Below are 23,969 nucleotides of genomic sequence, written 5' to 3' on the forward strand. Positions count from 1 at the left end.
ACCCCGCCGCCGCCCGCCTACGGCCCGCCGGCCACGGGCCAGCCCGCTCCGCCGCCCTACGGTGCGCCGCAGCCCGGCTCCGTGCAGCCCGGTTACGGCACCCCGCCGCCGTCCGGCAGCCCGGCCGCCGGCTACTACCAGCCCGGCGTGCCTCCGGTCGCGAAACAGCCGATCCTGAGCATCCTGTCGATGGTCGCCGGCGTGATCGGTATCCTCGGGTCCCCGGTCGCGTTCTTCCCGATCTTCGGCGGCATCCTGGCCATCATCCTGCCGGCCGCCGCCGTGGTGCTCGGCTTCATCGCCCGGAACAAGGAACCCCACGGCAAGGGGTTCTGGCTGACGGGCATCATCACGGGCTTCGTTGGCATCGCCCTGGCACTTCTGAGTATTCTGCTGTGGGCGCTGGTCTTCGCCAGCGTTCCGATGAACAACTACAACTACTGACCCGCGCGCCGGCGGCTGATGCCGTCGGCAGGGCCGTCCCGGCCGAGACCAGAAACGAGTCCCACCCATGTCGCAGTCCGGGCAGCCCGACACCCGGGCCGAGCGGGAGCAACCGCAACCGCCCGCCGGGGCGCCGGCACTCTCGCGTGCCCAGGCGCGGGCCGCGGAGGCTCGGGCCGCCGAACTGCGCTCGGCCGCGGGGCACCCGCCAGACTTGACCCGGCCGCCTGTCGCCGGCGAACTCGCTTACGAGTCCACCATTACCGCGCCGACCGAGTGGGTGCCGTACGTCTACACCACGGCCGAGATCCAGACCCACCTGGCCCGTCGAGGGCTCAGCACCGCCGCCGCCGTCTGCGGGCTGCTCGGCGTGCTGGCGGGCATCTTCGTGATCTGGGGAGTGCCCCTGAGCATCGCCGCGGTGGTGCTGGCGCTGGTCGCCCGGTTCGTGGAGCGCCGCGCAGGCGGGCTCTGGATCGTCGGTCTGGTCAGTGGTCTGGTGGGCATCCTGATGGGCGCGCTGTGGTTTGTCGTGATCACCCGGATGCTGCCCGCGTACTACGGCTGACGCGGGCGGCGGCTCAGACCCGTTCGACCAGCAGGGCCACCTTGTGCCCGGCCGCACGAGTGAGCACCAGGGTGCCCGAGTTCGGACCCTTCAGCTTCAACCGGGTGCGCAGGGTCGCGGGGTCTACGTCCACGCCGCGCTTCTTGATCTCGAGCGTGCCGATCTTCCGCTCGGCCAGCGCCAGTCGCAGCTTCTTCTCGTCGGTGGGCAACACCTCAAGCACCCGGAACGCGGTGGCGAACGGGGTGCGGGTGAGCGTCGGGCCGGTCAGGTAGGCCAGGCCTTCGCTGAGCATCGACGCGTCCATCGACCGGGCCAGATCGCCGATCAGGCGGGCACGGATGACGGCGCCGTCCGGTTCGTAGACGTACGCGCCGAGCTCGCCGACGCCCACGTCCTCGCTGTCGGCCGGGGCAGTCAGCTCGGCGACGCCGTCCTTGCCCAGCAGCAGCGCCGCCCGGCGGATGCCCGGCCGGGCCAGAGCGCCGAACCACAGCCCCATCTCCACCAGCTTGCCATCCACCGACACCCACTGGGCCTCGGCGGTGTCCGGGATCTGGTCGCGGTCGTGGCCGGGGCCGAGCTTGACGCCGACCGGCATCCGTGCGGCCAGGGCGTACACCTCGTCGAGGTTGGGCGAGTAGTCCTCTGAGCGGGTCAGCCGGCTGGTGTTGCCGTGCCCGGCTGTGCGCCGCGCCGGGTCGAACCAGAGAGCGTCGAATTCGGTGGGGTCGATGTCGGCGGCGTCGGCGCAACGCACCGAGGACGTGGGGAACGGGGCCAAATTGAAGCTGGAGACGGTGGCGGTGACCTCGTCCACGTCGATCGCGGTCACGGTCAACTCCATCGCCGCCATGGCCATGGCGTCGCCGCCGATGCCGCAGCCCACATCGGCGACTCGCTTGAGGCCCGCCTCGACGAACCGGCCGGCGTGCAGGGCTGCCACCCGCAACCGGGTGGCCTGCTCCAGGCCGGCCTCGGTGAACAGCATCCGGCTGGCGAAATCACCGAACTTGCCCTCTGCCTTCGCCCGCAACCGGGACTGATAGAGCACCGCGTTGACCAGGGCGGGGGAGTGCCCGTCTTTTCGCAGCGCGCTGACCGTGCGCACGACATCCGCTCCGGCCTCGTAAGGCGGCAGGGAGTCCAACAGGCGCAGGCCTTCGGGTGAGAGCAGCTCAACGAGCTCGGCACGATCCATCCCGCAAACCTACCAACCGAAACCGGGATGGACCCCGGGCACTCTGGCACTCACATTGCGTGAGTGCCAGTTGCGCCCTAAACTCGACTTAGCACTCTCGCTGTGAGTCTGCTAACTACGTCTTAGCTAAGAAAGAGGTCAACCGTGTCGGTCTCCATCAAGCCGCTCGAAGATCGCATCGTCATCAAGCAGGTGGATGCAGAACAGACCACCGCTTCCGGACTTGTGATCCCGGACACCGCGAAAGAGAAGCCCCAGGAAGGCGAAGTTGTCGCCGTCGGCCCCGGCCGCATTGACGACAACGGCAACCGCATCCCGCTCGACGTCGCCGTCGGCGACAAGGTGATCTACTCCAAGTACGGTGGAACCGAAGTCAAGTTCGGTGGCGAGGACCTCCTCGTTCTGTCGGCTCGCGACGTTCTCGCGGTCGTCGTTCGCTAGTCACACCCCATATCGTTGAATCCCGGATGGCCTCGGCCGTCCGGGATTTTTCGCGTTCAGAGGGGGTACCCGTGCAGCAGAGTCCGACCAGCAGTGGGAGGCGCGCGCCGCGCAGCGCCGCGAACACCGGACTGATCTTCGCCTTCTCCGCCTACGGCATGTGGGGCATCCTCCCGCTCTACTTCCTCTTCCTGGCCCCCACCGGCGCGTTCGAGATCGTCGCCTGGCGGGTGCTCTTCTCCCTGGTGTTCTGCGGTGTGCTGATTGCCTCCACCCGGGCCTGGCGGCCTCTGGTGGCAGCACTGCGGTCTCCCCGCATCGTGTGGACGATGGGGTTGGCTGGTGTGCTCATCTACATCAACTGGCAAACCTTCATCCTCGGCACCCTGAGCGGCCACGTGGTCGAAACCGCGCTCGGGTACTTCATCAATCCGATCATCACGGTGCTGCTCGGCGTGTTCGTGCTGCACGAACGGCTGCGCACCGCGCAGTGGGTGGCGGTGCTGATCAGCTTCATCGCCGTGATCGTGCTCAGCGTCGGCTACGGCACCGTGCCGTGGATCTCCCTGATCCTGGCGTTCTCCTTCGGCCTCTACGGCCTGATCAAGAAACGGGTCGGCGGGCACCTGGATGCCCTCACCGGGCTGACCCTCGAGACGATGTGGCTCACGCCCATCGCGATCATCCAGCTGGTGGTGGTGTCGCTGATCTCCGGGCTGACCTTCGGCACCGTCTCCCCGGTGCACACGATAGCGCTGATCGGCTCAGGGGTTCTCACCGCGATTCCGCTCCTGTTCTTCGCCGCCGCGTCACGGCGGTTGCCGCTGACCACCCTCGGGCTGGTTCAGTACCTTGCCCCGGTGCTGCAGTTCCTGGCCGGCGTGGTCATCCTGCGCGAGCCGATGCCGCCGGAACGCTGGCTCGGCTTCGGCCTGGTCTGGTTGGCGCTGATCGTGCTGACCGTTGATATGGTCGTCACCGGCCGTGCCCAGCGGCGGCCGGCAATCGACCCGTTTTAGGGGGGTTCAACCCGGGCATCCTGATCAGCGGCCCGTTCGTAACGATTTGGTCGCGTTACACGGCTGTAACACGACCGCCTTGTTTCATGTCGTTGAGATGAATAGCTTTACAGCACGGCAACGATCGTTTGCCAGCTCTCTTTCGATTCCCCTTACCCTAGGAGCAACATGAGCGTATTCGCGAAGGCCTCGGCCTCCCGCTCGGTCCGGGCCGCAGTCGCCGGCGTCGCCATCTTCGGCGTCAGTGCACTGCTGCTCACCGGATGCAGCACGGCAGAGTCAACGCCGGCCGCATCGGACGAGCCCGCAGCGTCAAGCAGCGACGTCAATGAAATCGTCGCCGGCGACCGCGATCTGAGCCTCAAGGTCGGAACGATCCTCCCGCAGAGTGGTGGACTGGCCTTCCTCGGCCCGCCCGAAGAAGCCGGAGTCCAGCTCGCCATCAACGAGGTCAACGAAGCAGGCCTGGGCATCGACATCGAAGCCATCCTGCGTGACTCGGGCGACACCACCACCGACACCGCCACCGTCTCCGTGACCGACCTGCTCTCGCAGAAGGTCACCGCGATCATCGGTGCGGCGTCCTCGGGCGTCTCCAAGACCGTCATCGACCAGATCACCGGCGCCGGCGTCGTGCAGTTCTCGCCGGCCAACACCTCGGCCGACTTCACGGACTACGACGACAACGGCCTCTTCTGGCGCACCGCCCCGTCCGACCTTCTGCAGGGCGAAGTGCTGGGCAACCAGATCGCCGAAGACGGCAACAGCACCCTGGGCCTGATCGTGCTCAACGACTCGTACGGAACCGGCCTCGCCGACTCCACCACCGCCGCCTTCGAAGCAGCCGGTGGCGAAGTTGTCGCCAGCGCAAGCTTCAACGAAGGCGACGCGAACTTCTCGGCGCAGATCGCTGAAGTCACCGCGGCCAACCCCGACGCGATCGCCCTGATCACCTTCGACCAGGCCAAGGTCATCACCCCGGACCTGGTCGCCGGCGGCTTCCCCGGCGACAAGCTCTACTTCGTCGACGGAAACCTCGCCGACTACAGCGAGGACTTCGCTCCTGGACTGATCGAGGGCTCGAAGGGCACCCTGCCCGGCCTCGACACCGCTACCCTCGGCGACTTCACCGAGCGTCTGCTCGCTGTCGACCCGGCCCTGACCGACTACAGCTACGCGGCTGAGTCGTACGACGCCGTCATCCTGATCGCGCTGGCCGCCTACGCGGGCAACGACGTCTCGGGTGAGTCCATCGCAAGCTACCTGCAGCAGGTTTCCGGCGGCACCGGCGAAGGCACCAAGGTCACCGACTTCAAGTCGGGCGCCGAGGCACTCGCCAAGGGTGAGCAGATCGACTACGACGGTTACTCCGGCCCGATCACGTTCGATGAGAACGGCGACCCGACCGACGCGACCATCGGCGTCTACCAGTTCGGTGCAGACAACAAGTACGCCCGCATCAACTAGTCACTCCCGCTGACCCGCGGTACAGCCACAGCGCAGGTACCGCGACACGCAACAGAAGGGCCCCGGCTTCGGCCGGGGCCCTTCTGCGTGCCCGGAGTGCCCGGGTGCAGCGTGGTGTGACAGCTCCTGCTCGATTCGGCCCAGCGGATGCCGAGGCCCGGTTTGGCGGAGGGACGCATCCGTCGTCGGGAGAAATCGCAGGAGTTACGCAACTGGGGCGGGACGGATGATGCAGGAGGCCGGATGCCGGCGGCGCTCAGGGCCCGCTGGGACGCCGGAGGCGGCGACAGGCGCGTTCGTGCCCGTTCCCGGCGCCCAACGGGCGTCTACGGGGCTCCTGGCGCCGCCGTGGAACGCGAAATGCCCCGCTGCGGACGAGTTGCTCCGGTCAACCGGGGCAACTCGTCCCCAGCGGGGCAAGTCGGTGGTGGGGGTACGGCGGATGCCGTGAGTGCGGCTTAGTCGTCCTGGCCCAGGGTGCCCAGGTACAGGCCGATCACCTTGGGGTCGTTCAGCAGCTCACGGCCGGTGCCGGTGTAGGCATCCCGGCCCTGGTCGAGCACGTAGCCGCGGTCGCAGATCTGCAGGCAACGGCGGGCGTTCTGCTCCACCATGATCGTGGTGACACCGGCCTTGTTGATCTCCTTGACGCGCAGGAACGCCTCGTCCTGACGCACGGGGGACAGCCCGGCGCTCGGCTCGTCGAGCAGCAGCACGTGCGGGCCCATCATCAGGGCGCGGGACATGGCCACCATCTGGCGTTCACCACCGGAGAGCGAACCGGCCCGCTGGCCGAGCCGCTTGCGCAGCTCGGGGAAGATCTCGGTGACGAACTCCAGCCGTTCGGCCAGGCCCTTGGGCTTCTGGTACATGCCCATCTCCAGGTTCTCCTGGATCGTCAACGTCGGGAAGACGTTGTTCGTCTGCGGCACGAACCCCACACCCTTGGAGACCAGCTTGTTGGCCTTGAGGTTGGTGATGTTGTCACCGCGCAACCGGATCTCGCCCTCGCGCACCTTGACCAGGCCGAAGATCGACTTGAGCAGGGTGGACTTACCGGCGCCGTTCGGGCCGATGATGCCGATCAGTTCGCCGTCGTAGGCGGTGAGCGAGCATTCGTTCAGGATGTTGACGCCGGGCACGTAGCCGGCGGTCACGTTCTTGACCTCGACGACGGCCGTGCGCACCGGGGGCGGCGTGGCGTCGACCAGCGGGCTAGAGTTCGTCATCGAGCAGCTCCTTAATGGCTCCGACATGTTCCTTTTCGGCGTCAGGGTCCTCGCCGAGATCCTCGTCGTGGTGCTGACCCAGGTACGCGTCGATCACGGCCTGGTTGCGCATCACCTCGTGCGGGTCGCCCTCGGCGACCACCTTGCCCTCGGCCATCACGATCACCCAGTCGGCGATGTGACGCACCATGTGCATGTCGTGTTCGACGAACAGCACGCTCATGCCCTGGGACTTGAGGTTGAGGATGTGGTCGAGCAACGACTGGGTCAGCGCTGGGTTGACGCCGGCCATGGGCTCGTCGAGCATCACCAGGGTGGGGTCGCTCATCAGCGCCCGCGCCATCTCGAGGAGCTTCCGCTGCCCGCCGGAGAGGCTGGCCGCGTAGTCGTCCTTCTTGGTGTCCAGCTTGAACCGGGTGAGCAGGTCGAGGGCCTTGGCCTTGTTGTCGGCCTCCTGCTGACGCCAGAGGAACGGCAGCACGGCGCGGAACAGGTTCTCGCCGACCTGCGCCTTCGCGCCCAGCAGCATGTTGTCCATCACCGTGAGCAGGCCTAGGGCCTTGGTGAGCTGAAAGGTGCGCACCTGACCCATCCGGGCCACCTTGAACGCGGCCATGCCGCCGATCGGGGTGCCCTCGAAAGTCCACGAGCCGGTGTCCGGCTTGTCGAACCCGGTGAGCAGGTTGAACAGGGTGGTCTTGCCGGCCCCGTTCGGCCCGATCAGAGCGGTGATGGCGCCGCGGGGGACCTCGAGGTGTTCGACATCCACCGCCTTGAGCCCACCGAAGGTGCGGCTGACGCCGTCGACGACGAGGATCGGGTCCTTCTTCTTGCAACCCGGCACCGCCTCGCCGATGTGCATGTCAACGGTCTTGACGGGCTTTGACGTGGGAACGCTGTTACTTGACAAAAGCCAGCTCCTTCTTGTTTCCGAAGATGCCCTGTGGCCGGTAGATGACTATCAACATGATCGCCACCCCGACGAGGATGAAGCGCAGCTGTCCGGCCTGGATGCTCGTCATGAACGGGATCCAGCCGGCCTCCACGGCCCGGGCGATGAACCCGGAGAAGAACGACAGCAGCACCCAGAAGACCATCGATCCGATGACCGGACCGAGGATGGTCGCCGCGCCTCCGAGCAGGAGGATGGCGTAGATGAAGAACGTCAGCGAGGTCTGGTAGTTCGACGGAACCACGGCACGCGGCAGCACGAAGATCATGCCGGCGATGGTGCCGAAGACGCCACCGAGGATCAGCGACTGCATCTTGTAGAAATAGACGTTCTTGCCCAGGGCGCGCACGGCGTCCTCGTCTTCACGAATGCCCTTGATCACACGGCCCCACGGGCTGCGCATGATCTGCCAGGTGAACAGGCAGGCCAGGATCACGATCGTCCAGGCCACGATGCGCAGCCACCAGTCGTAGGCGTTGTACTCGAACGGACCGAACCCGTAGGTGCCGTCGGGGATCGGGTTGAGGGCGGCGAATCCGCCCTTGTACCCACTGAGCCCGTTGGCCGAACCGGTGACCGGCTCGAAGGTGTTCGTCGTGAACAGCAGACGCACGATCTCGGCGGCCGCGATCGTGACGATTGCCAGGTAGTCCGCCCGCAAGCGCAGGGTCGGGATACCGAGAATCAACGCGAAGATCACGGATGCGCCGATACCGACGAGCACGGATGCCCAGACCGGGAACCCGAAGGTCAGGGTCGAGATGGCGTACCCGTAGGCGCCGAGGGCCATGAAGCCCGCCTGGCCGAAGTTGAGCAGGCCGGTATAGCCGAAGTGAACCGCCAGGCCCAGCGCCGCGAGGGCGTAGGCGGCGGTGGTCGGGCTGATCAGCTCGACGGCCGCGTTGCTAAAGATTGCTCCCCAGTCGATCATCGTCAGCCCCTAGCCAATTCTCTCTTTGCGACCCAGGATTCCTTGCGGCCGAAGCAGCAGGACCAGGATCAAAACGACAAGTGCGCCGACGTACTTCAAGTCGGACGGAATCCACAGCGTCGACAGCTCGACGAACAGGCCCACGATGATCGATCCCACGAGGGCGCCGAACGCGGTGCCGAGCCCGCCGAGGGTGGTGGCAGCGAAGACCAGCAGCAGGATCTGGAAGCCCATGTCCCAGCTGACGCCCGGACGGAAGTACGCCCAGAGCACACCGGAGAGGCCGGCCAGCGAGCCGCCGACGATCCAGACGATGCGGATGACGCCGTCGACGTCGATGCCGCTCGCGGAGGCCAGGCTGGGGTTGTCCGATACGGCCCTGGTGGCTTTGCCGATGCGGGTGCGCAGCAGGAAGTAGGACACCGCAAGGAGTACCACGACGCTGATGCCCATGCTGGCGAGGTCGATCGGCGAGAGGGAGATCGGTCCGAACTTGAGGTCGGTCATTCCGGAGCCGGGCAGCTGGCTGGTGCCACCGCCGTAGAACAGCTGGAAGGTGTACCGCAGCGCCAGCGACAGGCCGATGCTGACGATCATCAGCGGGATCAACCCGACGCCCTTCTTTCGCAAAGGTTTCCAGATCGCCGCGTCCAAACCGAAGCCGAGGACGCCGCTGAGCGCGATGGCGACGATGATCGCCAGCCAGATCGGCACACCAAGGGTGACGGACAGGGTGAGGGTGGCCAGGGCACCGAACGTGATCATCTCAGCGTGGGCGAAGTTGCTCAGCCCAGTGGTGCCGAAGATCAGCGACATGCCGATAGCGGCCAGCGCCAGCAGCAACCCGAAGTTCAGGCCGTTGACGAACCGGTTCACGAACTGGTCGAAGAAGCTGACCGTGGTGCGTTCCCCCTCTCCGAGGAAGAAGTTCACCGATTTCACTTTCGTGAGCCCGAACTCGGCATCGATGGTCGACCCGCCCTTGGCCACGACGACGCCCTTGGGCAGGGTGTCCTCGTCGAGGGTGACCGTGTAGGTCTCCTTCTCCGGCACTCCGATACGCCACTTGCCGTCGGCGTCGGTGACGACTTCGGCCTCGTAGCCGGAGCCTTCGACGGAGATCAGCACGTCTTCGATGGGTTCACCATCGAATTGCACGTTGCCGGCGATGACGTAGTCATATTGGTCCGTGTTGATCTCGTCCGCGTGAGCCGCTCCGGCGCCGAGCGTGGACAAGGTCAAGGCAGCAAGGAGCAGGCCGAGTAACAGCACCAGCTTCCTCGGTGCGAATCTACGAACAGCGTGTGTATTGCTCACTGCACCTCCAAGTGGGCACCGTCGGTGCGAATTCGAGCCGGCGGGCTTACCTGCCAGCGACGTTGCTGACAGTACGTGCCGATTATGTCGCATATGTTTCGTACGCTGAATTTAGTTGGTCTGTTTGCGATCGCGGAATGCATAGAGGGCAACGTCGCTTAACATTGATTACCGGTTGCATCCCTCGAGATTTCCGGACTTTTTTCCATATCCGCGAATGCAAAAGGGGTTTCATGGATCAGCCAGATCCGTTCGGTTTCACCGGGCTCACCTACGACGACGTCCTTCTCCTGCCTGGACACACCGACGTAATTCCGAGTGAGGCCGAGACAAAGTCCCGGCTAACCCGCAGAATTAGCGTCGCGACACCACTGCTGTCCAGCGCCATGGACACCGTCACCGAGACCCGCATGGCCATCGCCATGGCTCGGGAAGGTGGCCTCGGCATCCTGCACCGCAACCTGTCGATCGCCGACCAGTCCGAGCAGGTCGACCTGGTCAAGCGCAGCGAATCCGGCATGATTACCAATCCGGTAACGACTTCGCCCGATGCCACCGTGGCCGAGGTGGATGCCCTATGCGGCCAGTTCCGCATCAGCGGCCTCCCGGTCGTCGACAACGATGGGGTGCTCGTCGGCATCATCACCAACCGCGACATGCGCTTCGTCTCCAGCGTGAAGAAGCACACCACCAAGGTGCGCGAAGTCATGACCACCTCCCCGCTGATCACCGGCAAGGTGGGCATGGCCCCGATGGACGCCGTGGCGATCTTCGCCACCCACAAGATCGAGAAGCTGCCGCTCGTCGACGACAACGGTCGCCTCACCGGGCTGATCACGGTCAAGGACTTCGACAAGAGCGAGGAATACCCCAACGCCACCAAGGACGACGCCGGGCGACTGCGCGTCGGCGCGGCCATCGGCTTCTTCGGTGATGCCTGGCGCCGGGCCTCCGCCCTGCTCGAGGCCGGGGTCGACGTGCTCGTGGTCGACACCGCCAACGGCGACAGTGCCGGAGTGCTGGAGATCATCCGCAAGCTCAAGAGCGACTCGGCCTTCGCCGACGTCGACATCATCGGCGGCAACGTCGCCACCCGCTCGGGTGCGCAGGCACTCATCGACGCCGGTGCGGATGCCATCAAGGTGGGGGTGGGCCCCGGCTCGATCTGCACCACCCGCATCGTCGCCGGCGTGGGCGTGCCCCAGATCACCGCGGTCTACCAGGCCTCACTGGCCGCCAGGGAGACCGGCGTGCCTGTCATCGCCGACGGCGGACTGCAGTACTCCGGTGACATCGCCAAGGCGCTCGTCGCCGGCGCCGACACTGTGATGCTCGGCTCGTTGCTCGCCGGTTGCGACGAAAGCCCGGGCGAACTGGTCTTCACCAACGGCAAGCAGTTCAAGACCTACCGCGGCATGGGCTCGCTCGGCGCGCTGCAGACCCGCGGCTCCAAGACGTCCTACTCCAAGGACCGCTACTTCCAGTCGGATGTGCCCAGCGACGACAAGCTCATCCCCGAGGGCATCGAGGGTCAGGTGCCCTACCGTGGCCCGGTGTCGAACGTGGCGTACCAGCTCATCGGCGGGCTGCGCCAGTCGATGTTCTACGTGGGTGCACGCACCATCGACGAGCTCAAGCAGAAGGGCAAGTTCGTGCGGATCACCGCCGCCGGCCTCAAGGAGAGCCACCCGCACGACGTGCAGATCATGGTGGAGGCACCCAACTACCGCCGCTAACCATCCGCGAACCGTGAGTTAAGCCCCGAAAACCACGAGTTTTCGGGGCTTTTCTCACAGCTCGCGGAAGGCGGGCGAGGGGAGCCATGGCGGGGCTGAGGGCGCGCTCAGACTAAACTGGGCGGGTGAGTATGGAAATCGAGATCGGCCGGTCCAAGCGCGCACGGCGCGTATATGCCTTCGACGACATTGCGGTGGTGCCTTCCCGGCGAACCCGTGATCCCGAGGATGTGTCGGTCGGCTGGTCCATCGACGCCTACCAGTTCGACATCCCGTTCCTCGCCGCCCCGATGGACTCCGTTGTCTCCCCGACGACCGCGATCATGATGGGTCAGCTCGGCGGCCTGGGAGTTCTCGACCTCGAGGGCCTGTGGACCCGCTATGAGGACCCGGAACCGCTGCTCAAGGAAATCCGTGAGCTGCCTGCCGACAAGACCACCGCGCGCATGCAGGAGATCTACGCCGCTCCGATCCAGCCGGCCCTCGTCACCGAGCGCCTCGCCCAGATCCGCGCCGCCGGGGTCACCGTCGCCGCCGCCCTGTCGCCGCAGCGCACCCAGGAACTCTACGAAACCGTCGTCGCCGCCGGCGTCGACCTCTTCGTCATCCGCGGCACCACGGTGTCCGCCGAGCACGTCTCCCGCAACCAGGAGCCGCTGAACCTCAAGAAGTTCATCTATGACCTCGACGTGCCCGTCATCGTCGGCGGCGCCGCCACCTACACCGCGGCCCTGCACCTGATGCGCACCGGCGCGGCGGGTGTGCTCGTCGGCTTCGGCGGCGGCGCGGCATCCACCACCCGCACCAGCCTCGGCATCCACGCCCCCATGGCCACCGCGGTGGCCGACGTCGCCGGCGCGCGCCGCGACTACATGGACGAATCCGGCGGCCGCTACGTGCACGTCATCGCCGACGGCGGCCTGAGCACCTCCGGCGACATCGTCAAGGCCATCGCCTGCGGTGCGGATGCTGTGATGCTCGGCACCGCCCTCGCCCGCGCCACCGACGCCCCCGGTGGCGGATTCCACTGGGGTGCTGAAGCGCACCACTCGCAGCTGCCCCGCGGCAAGCGCGTGGAGGTGGGCACCGTGGCCCCGCTCGAGGCGATCCTGTACGGCCCAGCACCCGTTGCCGACGGCACCGCCAACCTGGTCGGCGCCCTGCGCCGCTCGATGGCCACCACCGGCTACAGCGGAATCAAAGAATTTCAGCGGGTAGAGGTAGTTGTCGCGCCGTACTGAGTGAACTAGCGTCGAAGCAAGCACCACCGATGGCGATGGGAGTTTGCAGATGACGCACGATAATTCGGTGACCAGGTCCACAAAGCTCGGACCTGAGGAACGCACGGCGGCGATCGAGCGCCTCAAATCCAAGGAGCTTGACATCCTCGTGGTGGGCGGCGGCATCGTCGGCACCGGCAGCGCCCTGGATGCCGTCACCCGCGGGCTGAGCGTGGGCCTGCTCGAGGCCAGGGACTGGGCGTCCGGCACCTCCAGCCGGTCGTCGAAGCTGGTGCACGGCGGCATCCGTTACCTCGAACAGCTCGACTTCCGGCTGGTGCGGGAGGCCCTCACCGAACGTGGTCTGCTTCTCAAGCGCATCGCGCCGCACCTGGTCAAGCCCGTGCGGTTCCTCTACCCGTTGAAGAAACGGGTGGTCGAACGCGCCTATGTGGGTGCCGGGATGCTGCTCTACGACGTGCTCTCCTACGTGGGTGGCCGGCCCGGCGTGCCGCACCACCGGCACCTCAGTCGCGGCCAGGTCGCCAAACTGGTGCCCAGCCTCAGCCACGACGCCCTCGTCGGCGGGATCACCTACTACGACGCGCAGGTCGACGACGCGCTCTACGTGGCGTCGCTGGCCCGCACCGCATCCGCATACGGCGCCCACGTCGCCAGCCGGGTGCGCGTGGAGGGCTTCATCAAGGTGGGCGAACGGGTGGTCGGCGTGCAGGCGCACGACCTCCAGACCGGGGAACGCTTCGAGGTGCGCGCCAAGCAGGTCGTCAACGCCACCGGTGTCTGGACCGACGACACCCAGCGGATGGTGGGGGAGCGCGGCACCTTCAAGGTGCGCGCGTCCAAGGGCATCCACCTGGTTGTACCGCGCGACAGGTTCCAGTCCTCGATGGGTCTGCTGCTGCGCACCGAGAAGAGTGTGCTCTTCGTGATCCCCTGGGGCCGGCACTGGCTGATCGGCACCACCGACACCGACTGGAACCTGGACAAGGCGCATCCGGCGGCCACCGCCGCGGACATCGACTACCTGCTCGAGCACATCAACGCCGTGCTGCAGGTGGCGCTGACCCGGGAAGACGTGGAGGGCGTCTACGCGGGGCTGCGGCCGTTGCTGGCGGGGGAGAGCGAGCAGACCTCCAAGCTCTCCCGTGAACACCTCGTGGGCCACTCCGTTCCCGGCCTGGTCGTGATCGCCGGCGGCAAGTGGACCACCTACCGGGTGATGGCCAAGGACGCCATCGACGCGGCGGTGGATGCCCTCGACGGGCTGGTGCCGCCGTCCACGACGAAGGAGATCCCGTTGCTCGGCGCCGAGGGCTACCGGGCGGCGTGGAACAAGCGCGGCAAGATCGCCCACGCGTTCAACCTGCACACCGTGCGGATCGAGCATTTGCTGAACCGGTACGGCACCCTCACCGACGAACTCCTCGACCTGATCAAGGAGCGGCCGGAGCTGGCCGACCCGCTACCCGGTGCGGATGACTACATCCAGGCCGAGGTCGTGTACGCGGCCACCCACATGGGCGCGCTGCACCTCGAGGACGTCCTCGCCCGGCGTACCCGCATCTCGATCGAGGCGTGGGACCGCGGGGTGTCCGCCGCGCCGGTCGCTGCGCGGCTGCTGGCCGATGTGCTCGGCTGGGACACCGAACGGGAGGAGCGGGAGGTGTCGATCTACCTCAAGCGGGTCGCCGCCGAGCGAGCCTCGCAAACCCAGCCCGACGACGAGTCCGCCGACCGGGTGCGCTTGGAGGCCCCGGACATCGTGACGAGCTGAACTCGCGGGTTCGGTGAGAGCTGTACGACCGGGGATCGTCCGTGAGGGCGGTCCCCGGTTTGCTCTGCGCTCTCGTTTGCGGCCGAATGGCTTTCGCCCCGGCTGCACCGGCCCCCCAGTGCTAGGGACGCGTGCGTCTCGGAACCGTTGATTTCCCTGGGCAAAGTTCATTCTGACCGTTTCAAGTGGCACGTGGCGAGCACCGTTGAGGAATAGCCTCACCTCGGGGGGATGCCGTTTTCCGGCTTGTTCCGATACCGTGCCGCGCGCCCGACGGCCACTCAACGAACGCCAGTAGAACGGAACCCGATGGTCAACCTACGAGTCAAACGCGGAATCGGGAGCATCACGGCTGTTGCCCTGCTGCTCAGCGGTGCATCTCTCGCCCTCGCGGCGCCAGCCAACGCGGAGCCGGGCGCGGTCCGTGTCACCAGCATCAATCCGAATGAGGACACCTACATGGGTTGGCACGAGGGCACCAAGAACGGTGCTTCGGCCTCTTCGCTGAGCTGGGCAGGCTTGAGTCTCGGAACCGGGGCGGACTCTCAGATCTTGAACGGACTCGTCGATTCTGGTGCCCCGGGCATTGAAATTACCTCCGACGAGCTTCTGAGCAACATCACGCACTCTCAGATCAGGATCACGAGCGGCGCGGTCTACCAGCAGGTGCCGGTCACCTTCGGCACCAGCGGCTGGGCGACCCTGCGTCCCGCTGCTCCTGAGACGTCGGCGACAGAAATCCCCTTCTCGGACAGGTACACGGCCCTTTGGGTGTCGAGCAAGCCGATTGGCGAACTCGCTGCCAACACTCCTGTGACGCTTGAAGAGGTTGGTCGACACCTGCGGTTGCAGGGGAACCTCCGCTATTCGGGATTCGGCCTTTTCGCTCAGGCGTCAGCGCCAGCACTTGTCTCATCGATGGTTTGGGACGGTTGGCAGTATTTCTTCTCGCCGTCATTCACCAAGGTCGCCGAACGAGAGACGATCAACGTCGCGGCCGCCGATATTCGTGCGAATGAAAGCACCTACGCGGGCTGGCATGAGGGTTATGAGAACTCCGTTCCCGCGTTCTCCATCACCGGCGAGGGTCTGAGCCTCGGTAACGGTGCAAACTCCCAGATCATCAACGGATTCACGGCGCCGTCGGTGACCTCTGACCTCGCCTCGCTGATCATCTCGGGTGACATGGAAAAGGTCAGCGGCACGGCTCACTTCCAGCTCCCGCTCACGTACGGTGCGGATGACTCCTTCACGACCCTGCGCCAGAACACAGTCTGGGGTTATATCTTCTCGCCGTACAGCGCCTACATCTCCTCCAAGGCCATTCCGGCCACGGATTCGACCCCTGCCATTGCTGCGAACACGTCGGTTCCGTTCGGCACCATGATCAGTGCGCTTGAAGCGCACGGCAATATCAAGGTCCTCGGCTTCGGAATTCTTGCTGAGGCCACAGACCCCGTGGTCGTTGAGAGCGTGCTGTGGGACGGTGTGCGCTACAACTTCGTGCCGAAGGCCACCACCCCGCCCGTGGAACCGACCACGCCGCCCGTGGAACCGACCACGCCGCCCGTGGAACCGACCACGCCGCCCGTGGAACCGACCACGCCGCCCGTGGAACCGACCACGCCGCCCGTGGAACCGACCACGCCGCCGGTAGAGCCGACGACGCCGCCTGTCGTCGCGCCGGTCGTCGGAACTGGCATGCCGTCTACGACGGCGCCATCCGCGCCGGGATCTTCGTTTACCTTCACCGCCTCCGGATTCACACCCAACAGTGACGTGCAGGTCTTCCTGCACTCAACTCCCGTGTTGCTTGGCACATTCCGTGCCGACGCTCTCGGAGTAGTTAAGGCGACGGTGACAATCCCGGCCGGCGCCGAAGCCGGTACTCACCACATTGTTCTCGTTGACAGCGTCACTGGCTTCACAGTGTCGTCTGCTGCGTTCACTGTGAGCCCCGCAGCGGCCGCAACAAACGTCAAGGCTGCCACCGACACAAAGTCGGTGTCGGGTGCGCTGGCCAGTACTGGGTTCGACGCACTCATGCCGGCACTCCTCGCCGGGCTGCTGGTGCTCGCCGGACTCGGCATCGGCGCGTTCCAGCTGGTGACGAAGCGACGCCGCACCGCTCAGTAGTGCTGTGCAGAGCGTGAGCGAGCCGGGTACAACCCGGCATCAACGCTGAACGAACACGAAGGGCTCGCCGCAGGGCGGGTCTTTTCGTGTTCGTGCGCGGCCCGCCCACCTGCCACGAGCCCGAGGCTATGCGCACCTCCTATGGCGAGCCGCGCCCGCTATAGCGGACGCGATCCGCCGTATGGGGTGCGGCGACGGTCGCCACCGGGGTGACCGTCGGGGTGTGGCGATACCTCAGCGGGCGCGGGGGATGCCGTTGCGGGCGAGGAGGTCTCCGAGAGCCGGAAGCGATTTGGCAACCGGCCAGTCCCACCGGAACACGCCCAGCCCCAGCGCACGCAGCCGGTCTTCCCTTATCTTCTCGGCGATGACGATGTCGGCGGTGGAGCGTCCGCCGGTGAACTCGTCGCGCAGATACTTGCCGAGCCCGTCGAATTCGCCGGCCTTGCCGACAGAGCGCCAGAAGAAGTCTGTGAAGCCGATCAAGCCGTCGCGATCCCAATGCGGCACTTGCAACTCGGGCAGGAGGAAACCGAGCATAAATAAGCCGGCACGGCTGATCGACTCGCCGGCAGACCCGGACAGCGGCGACGCGAACTCCAAGACCCGCCGCGCCGCGGTTCGCCCGTGAACCCGCCCGAGCTGGGCGAGGGCTCGTTCGAGTTCCGCCCTGGTGGTCAAGGCCTGGCCGCCGCGGGGTTCGTGGATGGCCTTGTCCATCACCGCTACCGCCTGGCCGAACCGGAGCACTCTGGCCAGAGTCACCGCCGTGGCGGCGACGGAGGTAACGCGAAGCCCCTCGTGCACAATTGGGTCGAGGTCGTGTTCCTGCGTGTGGCGCACCACGCCGTGGCGGGCCCGGCCCCCGGCCGCATTCGTGACGGTGACATGAATCTCGGTGGGCCACGCGCCGACGATAGGGAGGCCCCAGAGCGCGGCCGCCGACAGGTGAGAGTACACCGCAGGCTCCTCCGCGACTGCGGCGTGAGCGCGGATGCGTCGGAGGTAGCGCTCATCCGCACCGAGAGCATCCCACTCGGCAGCAAGCACATACACACCGCGGCGCAGGCGAACGACGGTGTGACGGTCGAACTCCCTGCGAAGCTCGTGCTGGAGGCCGACCCGCGCCGCGTCGCTGGCCAGAATGAGACCGCTGTGCACGGACAGCGCTGTGAGAACCTGCACGGTGGCCGATGAAATGGTGTCCATGCCGAGAGGCTCTCAGAATGCGGTGAGCCCGCCGGCAGGCGAAAGACATCTGTGCACATCTTTCCCGCTCGTGGGCAATCGTGTGTGGGGCTCTGGAAGGCGACCATGACGGGTGGATGCGCCCGCTCTGGCTGGATGAGCCTGCTAAAGCGGGATCATCGGGCCAGAGGGGGTGCACCGAACCTGAACAGCGAGCAGCCACGGGCCACAAGCAGCCCGCGGGCCGAGCCGATGCGCCCACGAGCAGCCCGCGAGCCGAGCGGATGCGGCCCCGCCGCGGCCCGGGCAACCGGCCGAAAGCCTCCGGTAGAATGGTGGGACCGCCCACAAGCTTCAGGAGTCGCACCATGGTTGACGTTCGACGGGTCAAACTCCCCGGTGTGGGTGTGCTGCACACCTTCATCACCGACGACGGCGGCAAGGTCGGGGTCATCGCGCACCGCTCCGGCCACAGCGACCTGATCACCTTCGCCGACGACGAGGGCGGCCCCGACGCCAGCAAGGTCTCCCTGCGCCTGAGCGAGGACGAGGCGCACACCCTCGCCGAGCTGCTCGGCGGCACCCAGATCACCGAGTCGCTCACCGCGCTCGACCAGATCCCCGGGCTCAGCATCGACTGGTTCACCGTGGACTACGAAGACCACATAGCCGGCCAGCCGCTGGGCAACCCGGCCGAGCGCGGCATCGCCGGGCTCACCGTGGTGGCCGTCGTCCGCGGCGAATCCGCCAACCCGGCCCCCGCGGCCGACTTCAAGGTCTTCCCCGGCGACACTCTCGTCGTGGCCGGTTCTCCCGAGAAGGTAGCGAAGGCGTTCGCCTTCTTCCGCACCGGTGAGATCAAGGCGAAGCCCGTCGACTCGCCGCCTGGAGGTTAGCCGATGAACCTCGGTGAAGACCTCCTCACCCTGGGCATCCTGTTGGTGGTTGCCTACGTCCTGGGCCGCCTGGGCAAGCTGATCGGCCTGCCGTCGATTCCGATCTACATGATCGTGGGCCTCTTGGCGAGCCCGTACAGCGGATGGTTCCCGCTGGACTTCCACTCCGCCGACATCGAACTCATCGCGGTCTTCGGGTTGATCCTGCTGTTGTTCAGCCTGGGCCTCGAGTTCGACCAGGAGGCCTTCTTCGGCGACGCCGGGAAACTGTTGATCTCGGGCGGTTCCTACATCCTGATCAACATGGGCGCCGGCTTCGCGTTCGGCCTGATGACCGGCTGGGGGGCCAGGGAGGCACTGGTCATCGCGGGGATGACCGGCACGTCGTCCAGCGCGATCATCACCAAACTGCTCATCGAACTGCGCCGCCTGGCCAACAAGGAAACCCCGATGATCCTCGGGGTGACCGTGGTCGGGGACATCTTCATCGCCGTCTACCTCGCCATCGTGTCCGTGGTGCTCAGCGGCAAGACCGAGATCTGGCCCATCGTTTTGCAGCTGGCCATCGCGTTCCTGTTCCTCGTGGTGATGTTCTCCGTCGCCCGGTGGGGCGGCCGGGTGGTCTCCAGGTTGATGCGCACCAAGGACGACGAACTGTTCACCATCCTGTTCTTCGGCCTGGCCGTGCTCTTCGCCGGCATCGGCGAGATCATCGGCGTCACCGACGCCATCGGCGCCTTCCTGATCGGTGTGGTGCTCGGCGCCAGCACCTACCGGGGCCGCATCGAACGGGTCGCGGTGCCGCTGCGGGACGTCTTCGGCGCGTTCTTCTTCCTCAACTTCGGCCTGGCGCTGAACGTGGCCGAGTTCGGTTCGGTGATCGGCGTGGTGCTGATCGCCATCGTGATGACGTTCGCGCTCAGCCTGGGGTCCGGCATGCTGCTGGCCCGGATGCACCAGATGGGTGTGCGGGAAGGCCTCAACACCGCCGCGATTTTCGTCAACCGCGGGGAGTTCACCCTGATCCTGGCGACACTGTCGGTCAGCGCCGGCCTCGACCCGCGGCTGCAACCGTTCGCGGGTCTCTACGTGCTGACCATGGCCATCCTCGGGCCGCTATTCACCGCCAACTCGGAAAAGATCGGCGCCGCCATCGGCCGGCGCTCCCGTGCGGCGCATCCGCCCACCCGCACGCCCGAGCGTGACGCCATGCGCGCCGAGGAAATCGCGCTCGTGGAGGCGGCCACCCACGACCAGAAATCCGGTGACCCGATGATGGACTTCATCTCCGACACCTACCCGACCGCCAAGAAGAAGACCGACAAGGCCGGCCAGGACGACCAGACGGGTGACTACTCATGATGCGCATGATGCTGCGACCGCAGTGGATCGCGGCTCTGGTGCTGGCCCTGGCCATCGCCGCCGGGTTCGCTCTGCTCGGCCAGTGGCAGCTGGACCGTGCCATCTCCTCGGGCGAGGTCGTGGAGCGCAGCACCGAGATCGTGCAGCCGCTCAGCGACACCGTGTCACCGGATGGGCCGCCCCCGAAGGTCGCGGAAGGGCAGATGATCGAGACCACCGGTTCGTACGTGCCCGGTGACGAGCAGATCATCAGCGGCCGGCACAACGGCGGCGAGACCGGCTTCTGGGTGGTCAGCCACTTCGTCACCGACGAGGGCTTCAGCATCCCGGTCGCCCGCGGCTGGACCGCCGACGCCGACGAGGCCGAGGCGATCCGCGAACGGCTCGCCACCCAGATGTCGATCCTGTCGCTGCAGCCGCTGACCGGCCGGTTCCTCTCCTCCGAGGCGCCCGTGCTGCCCGAGGACGGCGCCGACCCGCACACCATGACCACCGTGTCGACCGCGGCGCTGATCAACCTCTGGGCGAACTGGTCCGACCAGCCGGTGTACCAGGGGTACATCGTCGACAGCGTCGCGCCCGAGGGCCTCGCCGTCATCGACTCTCCGGAGCCGGAGGTGGAGGTGCCGCTGAACTGGCTGAACATCTTCTACGCCCTCGAGTGGGCTGTCTTCGCCGGCTTCGCGGTGTTCCTCTGGTACCGCCTGGTGCGGGATGCCTGGGAGCGCGAAGTGGAAGAGGCCGAGATCGCCGCCGCGGCCGCTGCCGAGACGTCTGCGGGTTCGCCGGATGAGACCTCCGGCCCCGCGGGCGCCGACCGGTCGCACGCGAACGCCCCGTAGAATTAGCCCATGCCACTTGAACCCAAGCCCGCCGACCTGCCCAGAATCCCCGGTGCGCTTCGGCTGTACCAGGTCTCGTCGATCATCACCGGTGTCCTGCTGCTGCTGCTGTGCGCCGAGGTGATTGCCAAGTACTTCTTCGGCACCGAGCTCGAGGGCGGTGGCCCGAACGGCCTCCTGGCCCTTGTCCCGGAGGGCACCGTCACCGCCGTCAACCTGAGCACCGGGTTGCTGATCGTGCACGGCTGGTTCTACGTTCTGTATCTGTTCGCCGACTTCCGCCTCTGGAGCATCATGCGCTGGCCCTTCCTGACCTTCCTGGTGATCGCCCTCGGCGGCATCATCCCGTTCCTGTCCTTCTTCCTCGAGGTGAAGGTCGGCCAGCGGGTCAAGGCGTACCTCGCCGCACACCCCGTCGCCTCGGTGGAAAGCGGGGTCAGCGCATGAGCGCGGTGAACCCGATGGACATCGTGGGCGCCGACGGCGCCGAAGGCGCTGAGGGCCTGGAGAACCTGATCAGCGACGAGACCGCCGTGCCCGCCGCCTCCGGCATCAGCCGCCCGGTGCTCGTGGTCGACTTCGGCGCGCAGTACGCGCAGCTGATCGCCCGGCGCGTGCGCGAGGCATCCGTGTACTCGGAGATCGTGGCGCACTCGATCACCGCCGCCGAGGTGGCCGCGAAGAACCCGATCGGCATCGTGCTCTCCGGCGGGCCCTCCAGCGTCTACGCCGAGGGTGCCCCCACCTTCGACCCGGCCATCTTCGATCTCGGCATCCCGGTGCTGGGCATCTGCTACGGCTTCCAGGTGATGGCCACCGCCCTCGGCGGCGAGGTCTCGCACACCGGCCAGCGCGAGTACGGCTCCACCCCGGTGGTCGTCTCCGACAGCGTCAACGCGCTGCTCGCCGACCAGCCGGCCGAGCAGACCGTGTGGATGAGCCACGGCGACTCGGTGTCCAAGGCCCCGGACGGTTTCACGGTGTTGGCCTCCACGGTCTCCACGCCGGTCGCCGCGTTCGCCAACGACGAGCGCCGCCTGTACGGCGTGCAGTGGCACCCCGAGGTCAAGCACTCCGCACACGGCCAGCACGTGCTGGAGAACTTCCTGCACCGCGCCGCCGGCATCCCCGCCGACTGGAACAGCGGCAACGTCATCACCGAGCAGGTCGCGCTGATCCGCGCCCAGGTCGGCACCGGCAAGGTCATCTGCGGACTGTCCGGCGGGGTCGACTCCGCCGTCGCGGCCGCCCTGGTGCACAAGGCCATCGGCGACCAGCTGGTCTGCGTGTTCGTCGACCACGGTCTGCTGCGTGAGGACGAGCGCCGCCAGGTTGAAGAGGACTACGTCAAGGCCACCGGCATCCGCCTGGTCACGGTGGATGTGCGCGAGCAGTTCATCAACGCCCTCGCCGGGGTCAGCGACCCTGAGACCAAGCGCAAGATCATCGGCCGCGAGTTCATCCGCACCTTCGAGCAGGCCCAGGCCGAGCTCATCAAGGAGTCCGCCGAGATCGACGGCGACCCGATCCGCTTCCTCGTGCAGGGCACCCTGTACCCCGACGTGGTCGAGTCCGGCGGCGGCAGTGGCACCGCCAACATCAAGAGCCACCACAACGTGGGCGGCTTGCCCGAGGACCTGCAGTTCGAGCTCGTCGAGCCGCTGCGCGCCCTGTTCAAGGACGAGGTGCGCGCGATCGGCGCCGAGCTGGGACTGCCCGCCGAGATCGTGCAGCGCCAGCCGTTCCCCGGACCCGGCCTGGGCATCCGCATCGTCGGCGAGGTCACCCAGGCGCGCCTGGACCTGCTGCGTCAGGCGGATGCGATCGTGCGCGCCGAGCTGACCGCCGCGGGCCTGGACCGGGAGATCTGGCAGTGCCCCGTGGTGCTGCTCGCCGACGTGCGCTCGGTAGGCGTGCAGGGCGACGGCCGCACCTACGGGCACCCGATCGTGCTGCGTCCGGTCTCCTCCGAGGATGCCATGACCGCGGACTGGACCCGCCTGCCGTACGACCTGCTCGCGAAGATCTCCAACCGGATCACCAATGAGGTGGACGGGGTCAACCGCGTGGTGCTCGACGTCACGTCGAAGCCGCCGGGAACCATCGAATGGGAGTAGGCGTCACGCCGCTCCGCTAGCCGTTCCGGAAGCACCCTCGCCCTGAGCGAGGGTGCTTCCGTCGTTAACCCCGGCGCCCGAGGGCGGGCTGGAGAGGGCGCGGGCAGGCGGCGCGGGCGAGGGCTCGTACGCGGGGTAGGCGCCGTTCTGCGGGTGGCGCGCCACCTGCGAAGCGGCGCCTACCCCGCACAACGCACAAAGGGCCGGCCCGTGGTGGGCCGGCCCTTGCGGGTGGTGCGGATGCTGCGGGAGCGGGGGAGCGCTACTCGCGGGCGATCATGAAGATGCGCAGCAGCTCGATGTAGAGCCACACGACGGTGACCATGATGCCGAAGGCGCCGCTCCATCCGTACTTGCGGGGTGCGCGGTTGTTGACGCCGCGCTGGATGAAGTCGAAGTCGAGAACGAGCGAGTACGCCGCCATCAGCACGGCCAGCACGCCGATGACCAGGCCCAGCTTGATCTCGAAGCCGGCGATCTCGATGCTGCCGCTGCGCATGCCGAACGCGCCGTCGCCGGCACCGAAGATCATCATGCCGAAGTTGACCAGGGAGAAGACCGCGTAGCCGACCATTGCGATGAGGAAGACCTTGGTGGCCTTCTTCGACGCGCGGATCTTGCCGCTGGAGAACAGTGCCAGGGTCACACCGACGACGACGAGGGTCGCGAGGACGGCCTGCACTACGACGCCTTCAGAGATCGACTCGAAAACGCGGGAGATGCCACCGACGAACAGTCCCTCAAGCGCGGCGTAGGCCAGGATCAGGGGCGGCGACGGCTCCTTCTTGAAGGCGTTGACCAGGCCGAGCACGAGCCCGCCGATCGCGCCGAGAATGACCAGGAACGGCATCACCGGGGTGAGCACCCATGCGGTGGCCGCGGCGGCGAGCAGAATCGCGAAGGCCAGAACGGTCTTGCCGATCGTGTCTTCGTAGGTCATCCGGTCGGTCTCTTGCGAACCGGCGGAGGGCGAGTTGTACAGCGCCTGCAGGTCGTTGTCGGAGAGCACCTTGGACGTGGCAACGGCGCCGGGAGCGCCGAACGCGGCGTTTCTAAATGCGGGGTTGGAGGTAGCCATGGTTTCCTGCCTAACAATCAGCTGGGGTGA

At 66.7% G+C, this 23,969-nt stretch carries 21 protein-coding genes; 14 read left to right on the forward strand and 7 right to left on the reverse strand.

What is annotated here, in order from left to right; all coding sequences use genetic code 11:
- On the forward strand, positions 1–444 hold a 444-nt coding region (locus E3T61_RS21770; protein ID WP_166793103.1), incomplete at its 5' end, for a DUF4190 domain-containing protein.
- Positions 445–511: 67 nt separating this feature from the next.
- Positions 512–1,012 carry a DUF4190 domain-containing protein gene (locus E3T61_RS00115; RefSeq protein WP_134638913.1) on the forward strand — a complete coding sequence of 167 codons (501 nt, stop codon included), beginning with the start codon at positions 512–514 and terminating at the stop codon, positions 1,010–1,012.
- Between the two features lie 13 nt (positions 1,013–1,025).
- Here E3T61_RS00115 and E3T61_RS00120 read toward each other — a convergent pair whose 3' ends face one another.
- Positions 1,026–2,213 (reverse strand): class I SAM-dependent methyltransferase, encoded by a 1,188-nt coding sequence (locus tag E3T61_RS00120; RefSeq protein WP_134638914.1) that lies wholly within the window; start codon positions 2,211–2,213, stop codon positions 1,026–1,028.
- A 144-nt stretch (positions 2,214–2,357) separates the two neighbouring features.
- Between E3T61_RS00120 and groES the strand changes: the two genes are divergently transcribed.
- The 3 genes from groES to E3T61_RS00135 all read left to right on the forward strand — a co-directional run bounded on the left by groES (position 2,358) and on the right by E3T61_RS00135 (position 5,140).
- Positions 2,358–2,654, forward strand: a complete 297-nt coding sequence (gene groES / locus E3T61_RS00125; RefSeq protein WP_066597535.1) for a co-chaperone GroES — start codon at positions 2,358–2,360, stop codon at positions 2,652–2,654.
- Between the two features lie 71 nt (positions 2,655–2,725).
- On the forward strand, positions 2,726–3,673 hold the full coding sequence (gene rarD / locus E3T61_RS00130) for an EamA family transporter RarD (RefSeq protein ID WP_241992303.1): 948 nt from the start codon (positions 2,726–2,728) through the stop codon (positions 3,671–3,673).
- 168 nt (positions 3,674–3,841) lie between these two features.
- Positions 3,842–5,140: an ABC transporter substrate-binding protein gene (locus E3T61_RS00135; protein ID WP_134638916.1), complete on the forward strand. Its 1,299-nt coding sequence runs from the start codon at positions 3,842–3,844 to the stop codon at positions 5,138–5,140.
- Between the two features lie 458 nt (positions 5,141–5,598).
- Here the strand turns inward: E3T61_RS00135 and E3T61_RS00140 are convergent, their stop codons facing one another.
- Genes E3T61_RS00140 through E3T61_RS00155 form a run of 4 tightly spaced genes read right to left on the reverse strand, consistent with a single transcriptional unit; the run spans position 5,599 to position 9,569 of the window.
- Complete coding sequence (locus tag E3T61_RS00140; RefSeq protein WP_130176257.1) at positions 5,599–6,369, reverse strand: ABC transporter ATP-binding protein; 771 nt, start codon at positions 6,367–6,369, stop codon at positions 5,599–5,601.
- Complete coding sequence (locus E3T61_RS00145) at positions 6,356–7,231, reverse strand: ABC transporter ATP-binding protein (protein ID WP_134639094.1); 876 nt, start codon at positions 7,229–7,231, stop codon at positions 6,356–6,358. Before E3T61_RS00145 ends, E3T61_RS00140 begins: the two co-directional genes overlap by 14 nt.
- A gap of 37 nt (positions 7,232–7,268) precedes the next feature.
- Positions 7,269–8,249 (reverse strand): branched-chain amino acid ABC transporter permease, encoded by a 981-nt coding sequence (locus E3T61_RS00150; protein ID WP_134639093.1) that lies wholly within the window; start codon positions 8,247–8,249, stop codon positions 7,269–7,271.
- Positions 8,250–8,261: 12 nt separating this feature from the next.
- Entirely contained in the window at positions 8,262–9,569 is a 1,308-nt protein-coding gene (locus E3T61_RS00155; RefSeq protein ID WP_420898453.1) for a branched-chain amino acid ABC transporter permease, read from the reverse strand.
- Between the two features lie 233 nt (positions 9,570–9,802).
- Here E3T61_RS00155 and guaB point away from each other — a divergent pair, with 233 nt between their 5' ends.
- The 4 genes from guaB (at position 9,803) to E3T61_RS21775 (ending at position 16,456) form a co-directional block, all read left to right on the forward strand.
- Entirely contained in the window at positions 9,803–11,305 is a 1,503-nt protein-coding gene (guaB, locus tag E3T61_RS00160; protein WP_134638918.1) for an IMP dehydrogenase, read from the forward strand.
- A 131-nt stretch (positions 11,306–11,436) separates the two neighbouring features.
- Positions 11,437–12,546 carry a GuaB3 family IMP dehydrogenase-related protein gene (locus E3T61_RS00165; RefSeq protein WP_134639095.1) on the forward strand — a complete coding sequence of 370 codons (1,110 nt, stop codon included), beginning with the start codon at positions 11,437–11,439 and terminating at the stop codon, positions 12,544–12,546.
- Between the two features lie 49 nt (positions 12,547–12,595).
- Entirely contained in the window at positions 12,596–14,320 is a 1,725-nt protein-coding gene (locus E3T61_RS00170) for a glycerol-3-phosphate dehydrogenase/oxidase (RefSeq protein ID WP_174776964.1), read from the forward strand.
- A gap of 309 nt (positions 14,321–14,629) precedes the next feature.
- A complete protein-coding gene (locus tag E3T61_RS21775; RefSeq protein WP_166793104.1) occupies positions 14,630–16,456 on the forward strand; it encodes a hypothetical protein in 1,827 nt (608 codons plus the stop codon).
- 234 nt (positions 16,457–16,690) lie between these two features.
- On the opposite strand, the gene E3T61_RS00180 is transcribed toward E3T61_RS21775, so the two are convergent.
- Positions 16,691–17,665, reverse strand: coding sequence for a type IV toxin-antitoxin system AbiEi family antitoxin domain-containing protein (locus E3T61_RS00180; protein ID WP_134638921.1), 975 nt, complete (start codon positions 17,663–17,665; stop codon positions 16,691–16,693).
- A 347-nt stretch (positions 17,666–18,012) separates the two neighbouring features.
- Here E3T61_RS00180 and E3T61_RS00185 point away from each other — a divergent pair, with 347 nt between their 5' ends.
- The 5 genes from E3T61_RS00185 to guaA are packed head-to-tail and all read left to right on the forward strand — an operon-like array spanning position 18,013 to position 22,861.
- The gene (locus tag E3T61_RS00185) at positions 18,013–18,540 is read left to right on the forward strand and encodes a cation:proton antiporter regulatory subunit (protein WP_066597514.1); all 528 of its coding nucleotides are present in this window, start codon (positions 18,013–18,015) and stop codon (positions 18,538–18,540) included.
- A 3-nt stretch (positions 18,541–18,543) separates the two neighbouring features.
- On the forward strand, positions 18,544–19,902 hold the full coding sequence (locus E3T61_RS00190; RefSeq protein WP_134638922.1) for a cation:proton antiporter: 1,359 nt from the start codon (positions 18,544–18,546) through the stop codon (positions 19,900–19,902).
- A gap of 5 nt (positions 19,903–19,907) precedes the next feature.
- On the forward strand, positions 19,908–20,744 hold the full coding sequence (locus E3T61_RS00195) for an SURF1 family protein (RefSeq protein ID WP_241992304.1): 837 nt from the start codon (positions 19,908–19,910) through the stop codon (positions 20,742–20,744).
- 9 nt (positions 20,745–20,753) lie between these two features.
- A complete protein-coding gene (locus E3T61_RS00200) occupies positions 20,754–21,191 on the forward strand; it encodes a DUF3817 domain-containing protein (RefSeq protein WP_134638923.1) in 438 nt (145 codons plus the stop codon).
- Positions 21,188–22,861, forward strand: a complete 1,674-nt coding sequence (gene guaA / locus E3T61_RS00205) for a glutamine-hydrolyzing GMP synthase (RefSeq protein WP_255455625.1) — start codon at positions 21,188–21,190, stop codon at positions 22,859–22,861. Before E3T61_RS00200 ends, guaA begins: the two co-directional genes overlap by 4 nt.
- Before the next feature lie 262 nt (positions 22,862–23,123).
- Here guaA and E3T61_RS00210 read toward each other — a convergent pair whose 3' ends face one another.
- Positions 23,124–23,939, reverse strand: a complete 816-nt coding sequence (locus E3T61_RS00210; protein ID WP_134638924.1) for a Bax inhibitor-1/YccA family protein — start codon at positions 23,937–23,939, stop codon at positions 23,124–23,126.
- Between the last annotated feature and the right edge of the window lie 30 nt (positions 23,940–23,969).

Origin of the sequence: Cryobacterium lactosi (genome assembly GCF_004403945.1) — a bacterium.
Classification (GTDB): Bacteria; Actinomycetota; Actinomycetes; order Actinomycetales; family Microbacteriaceae; genus Cryobacterium; species Cryobacterium lactosi.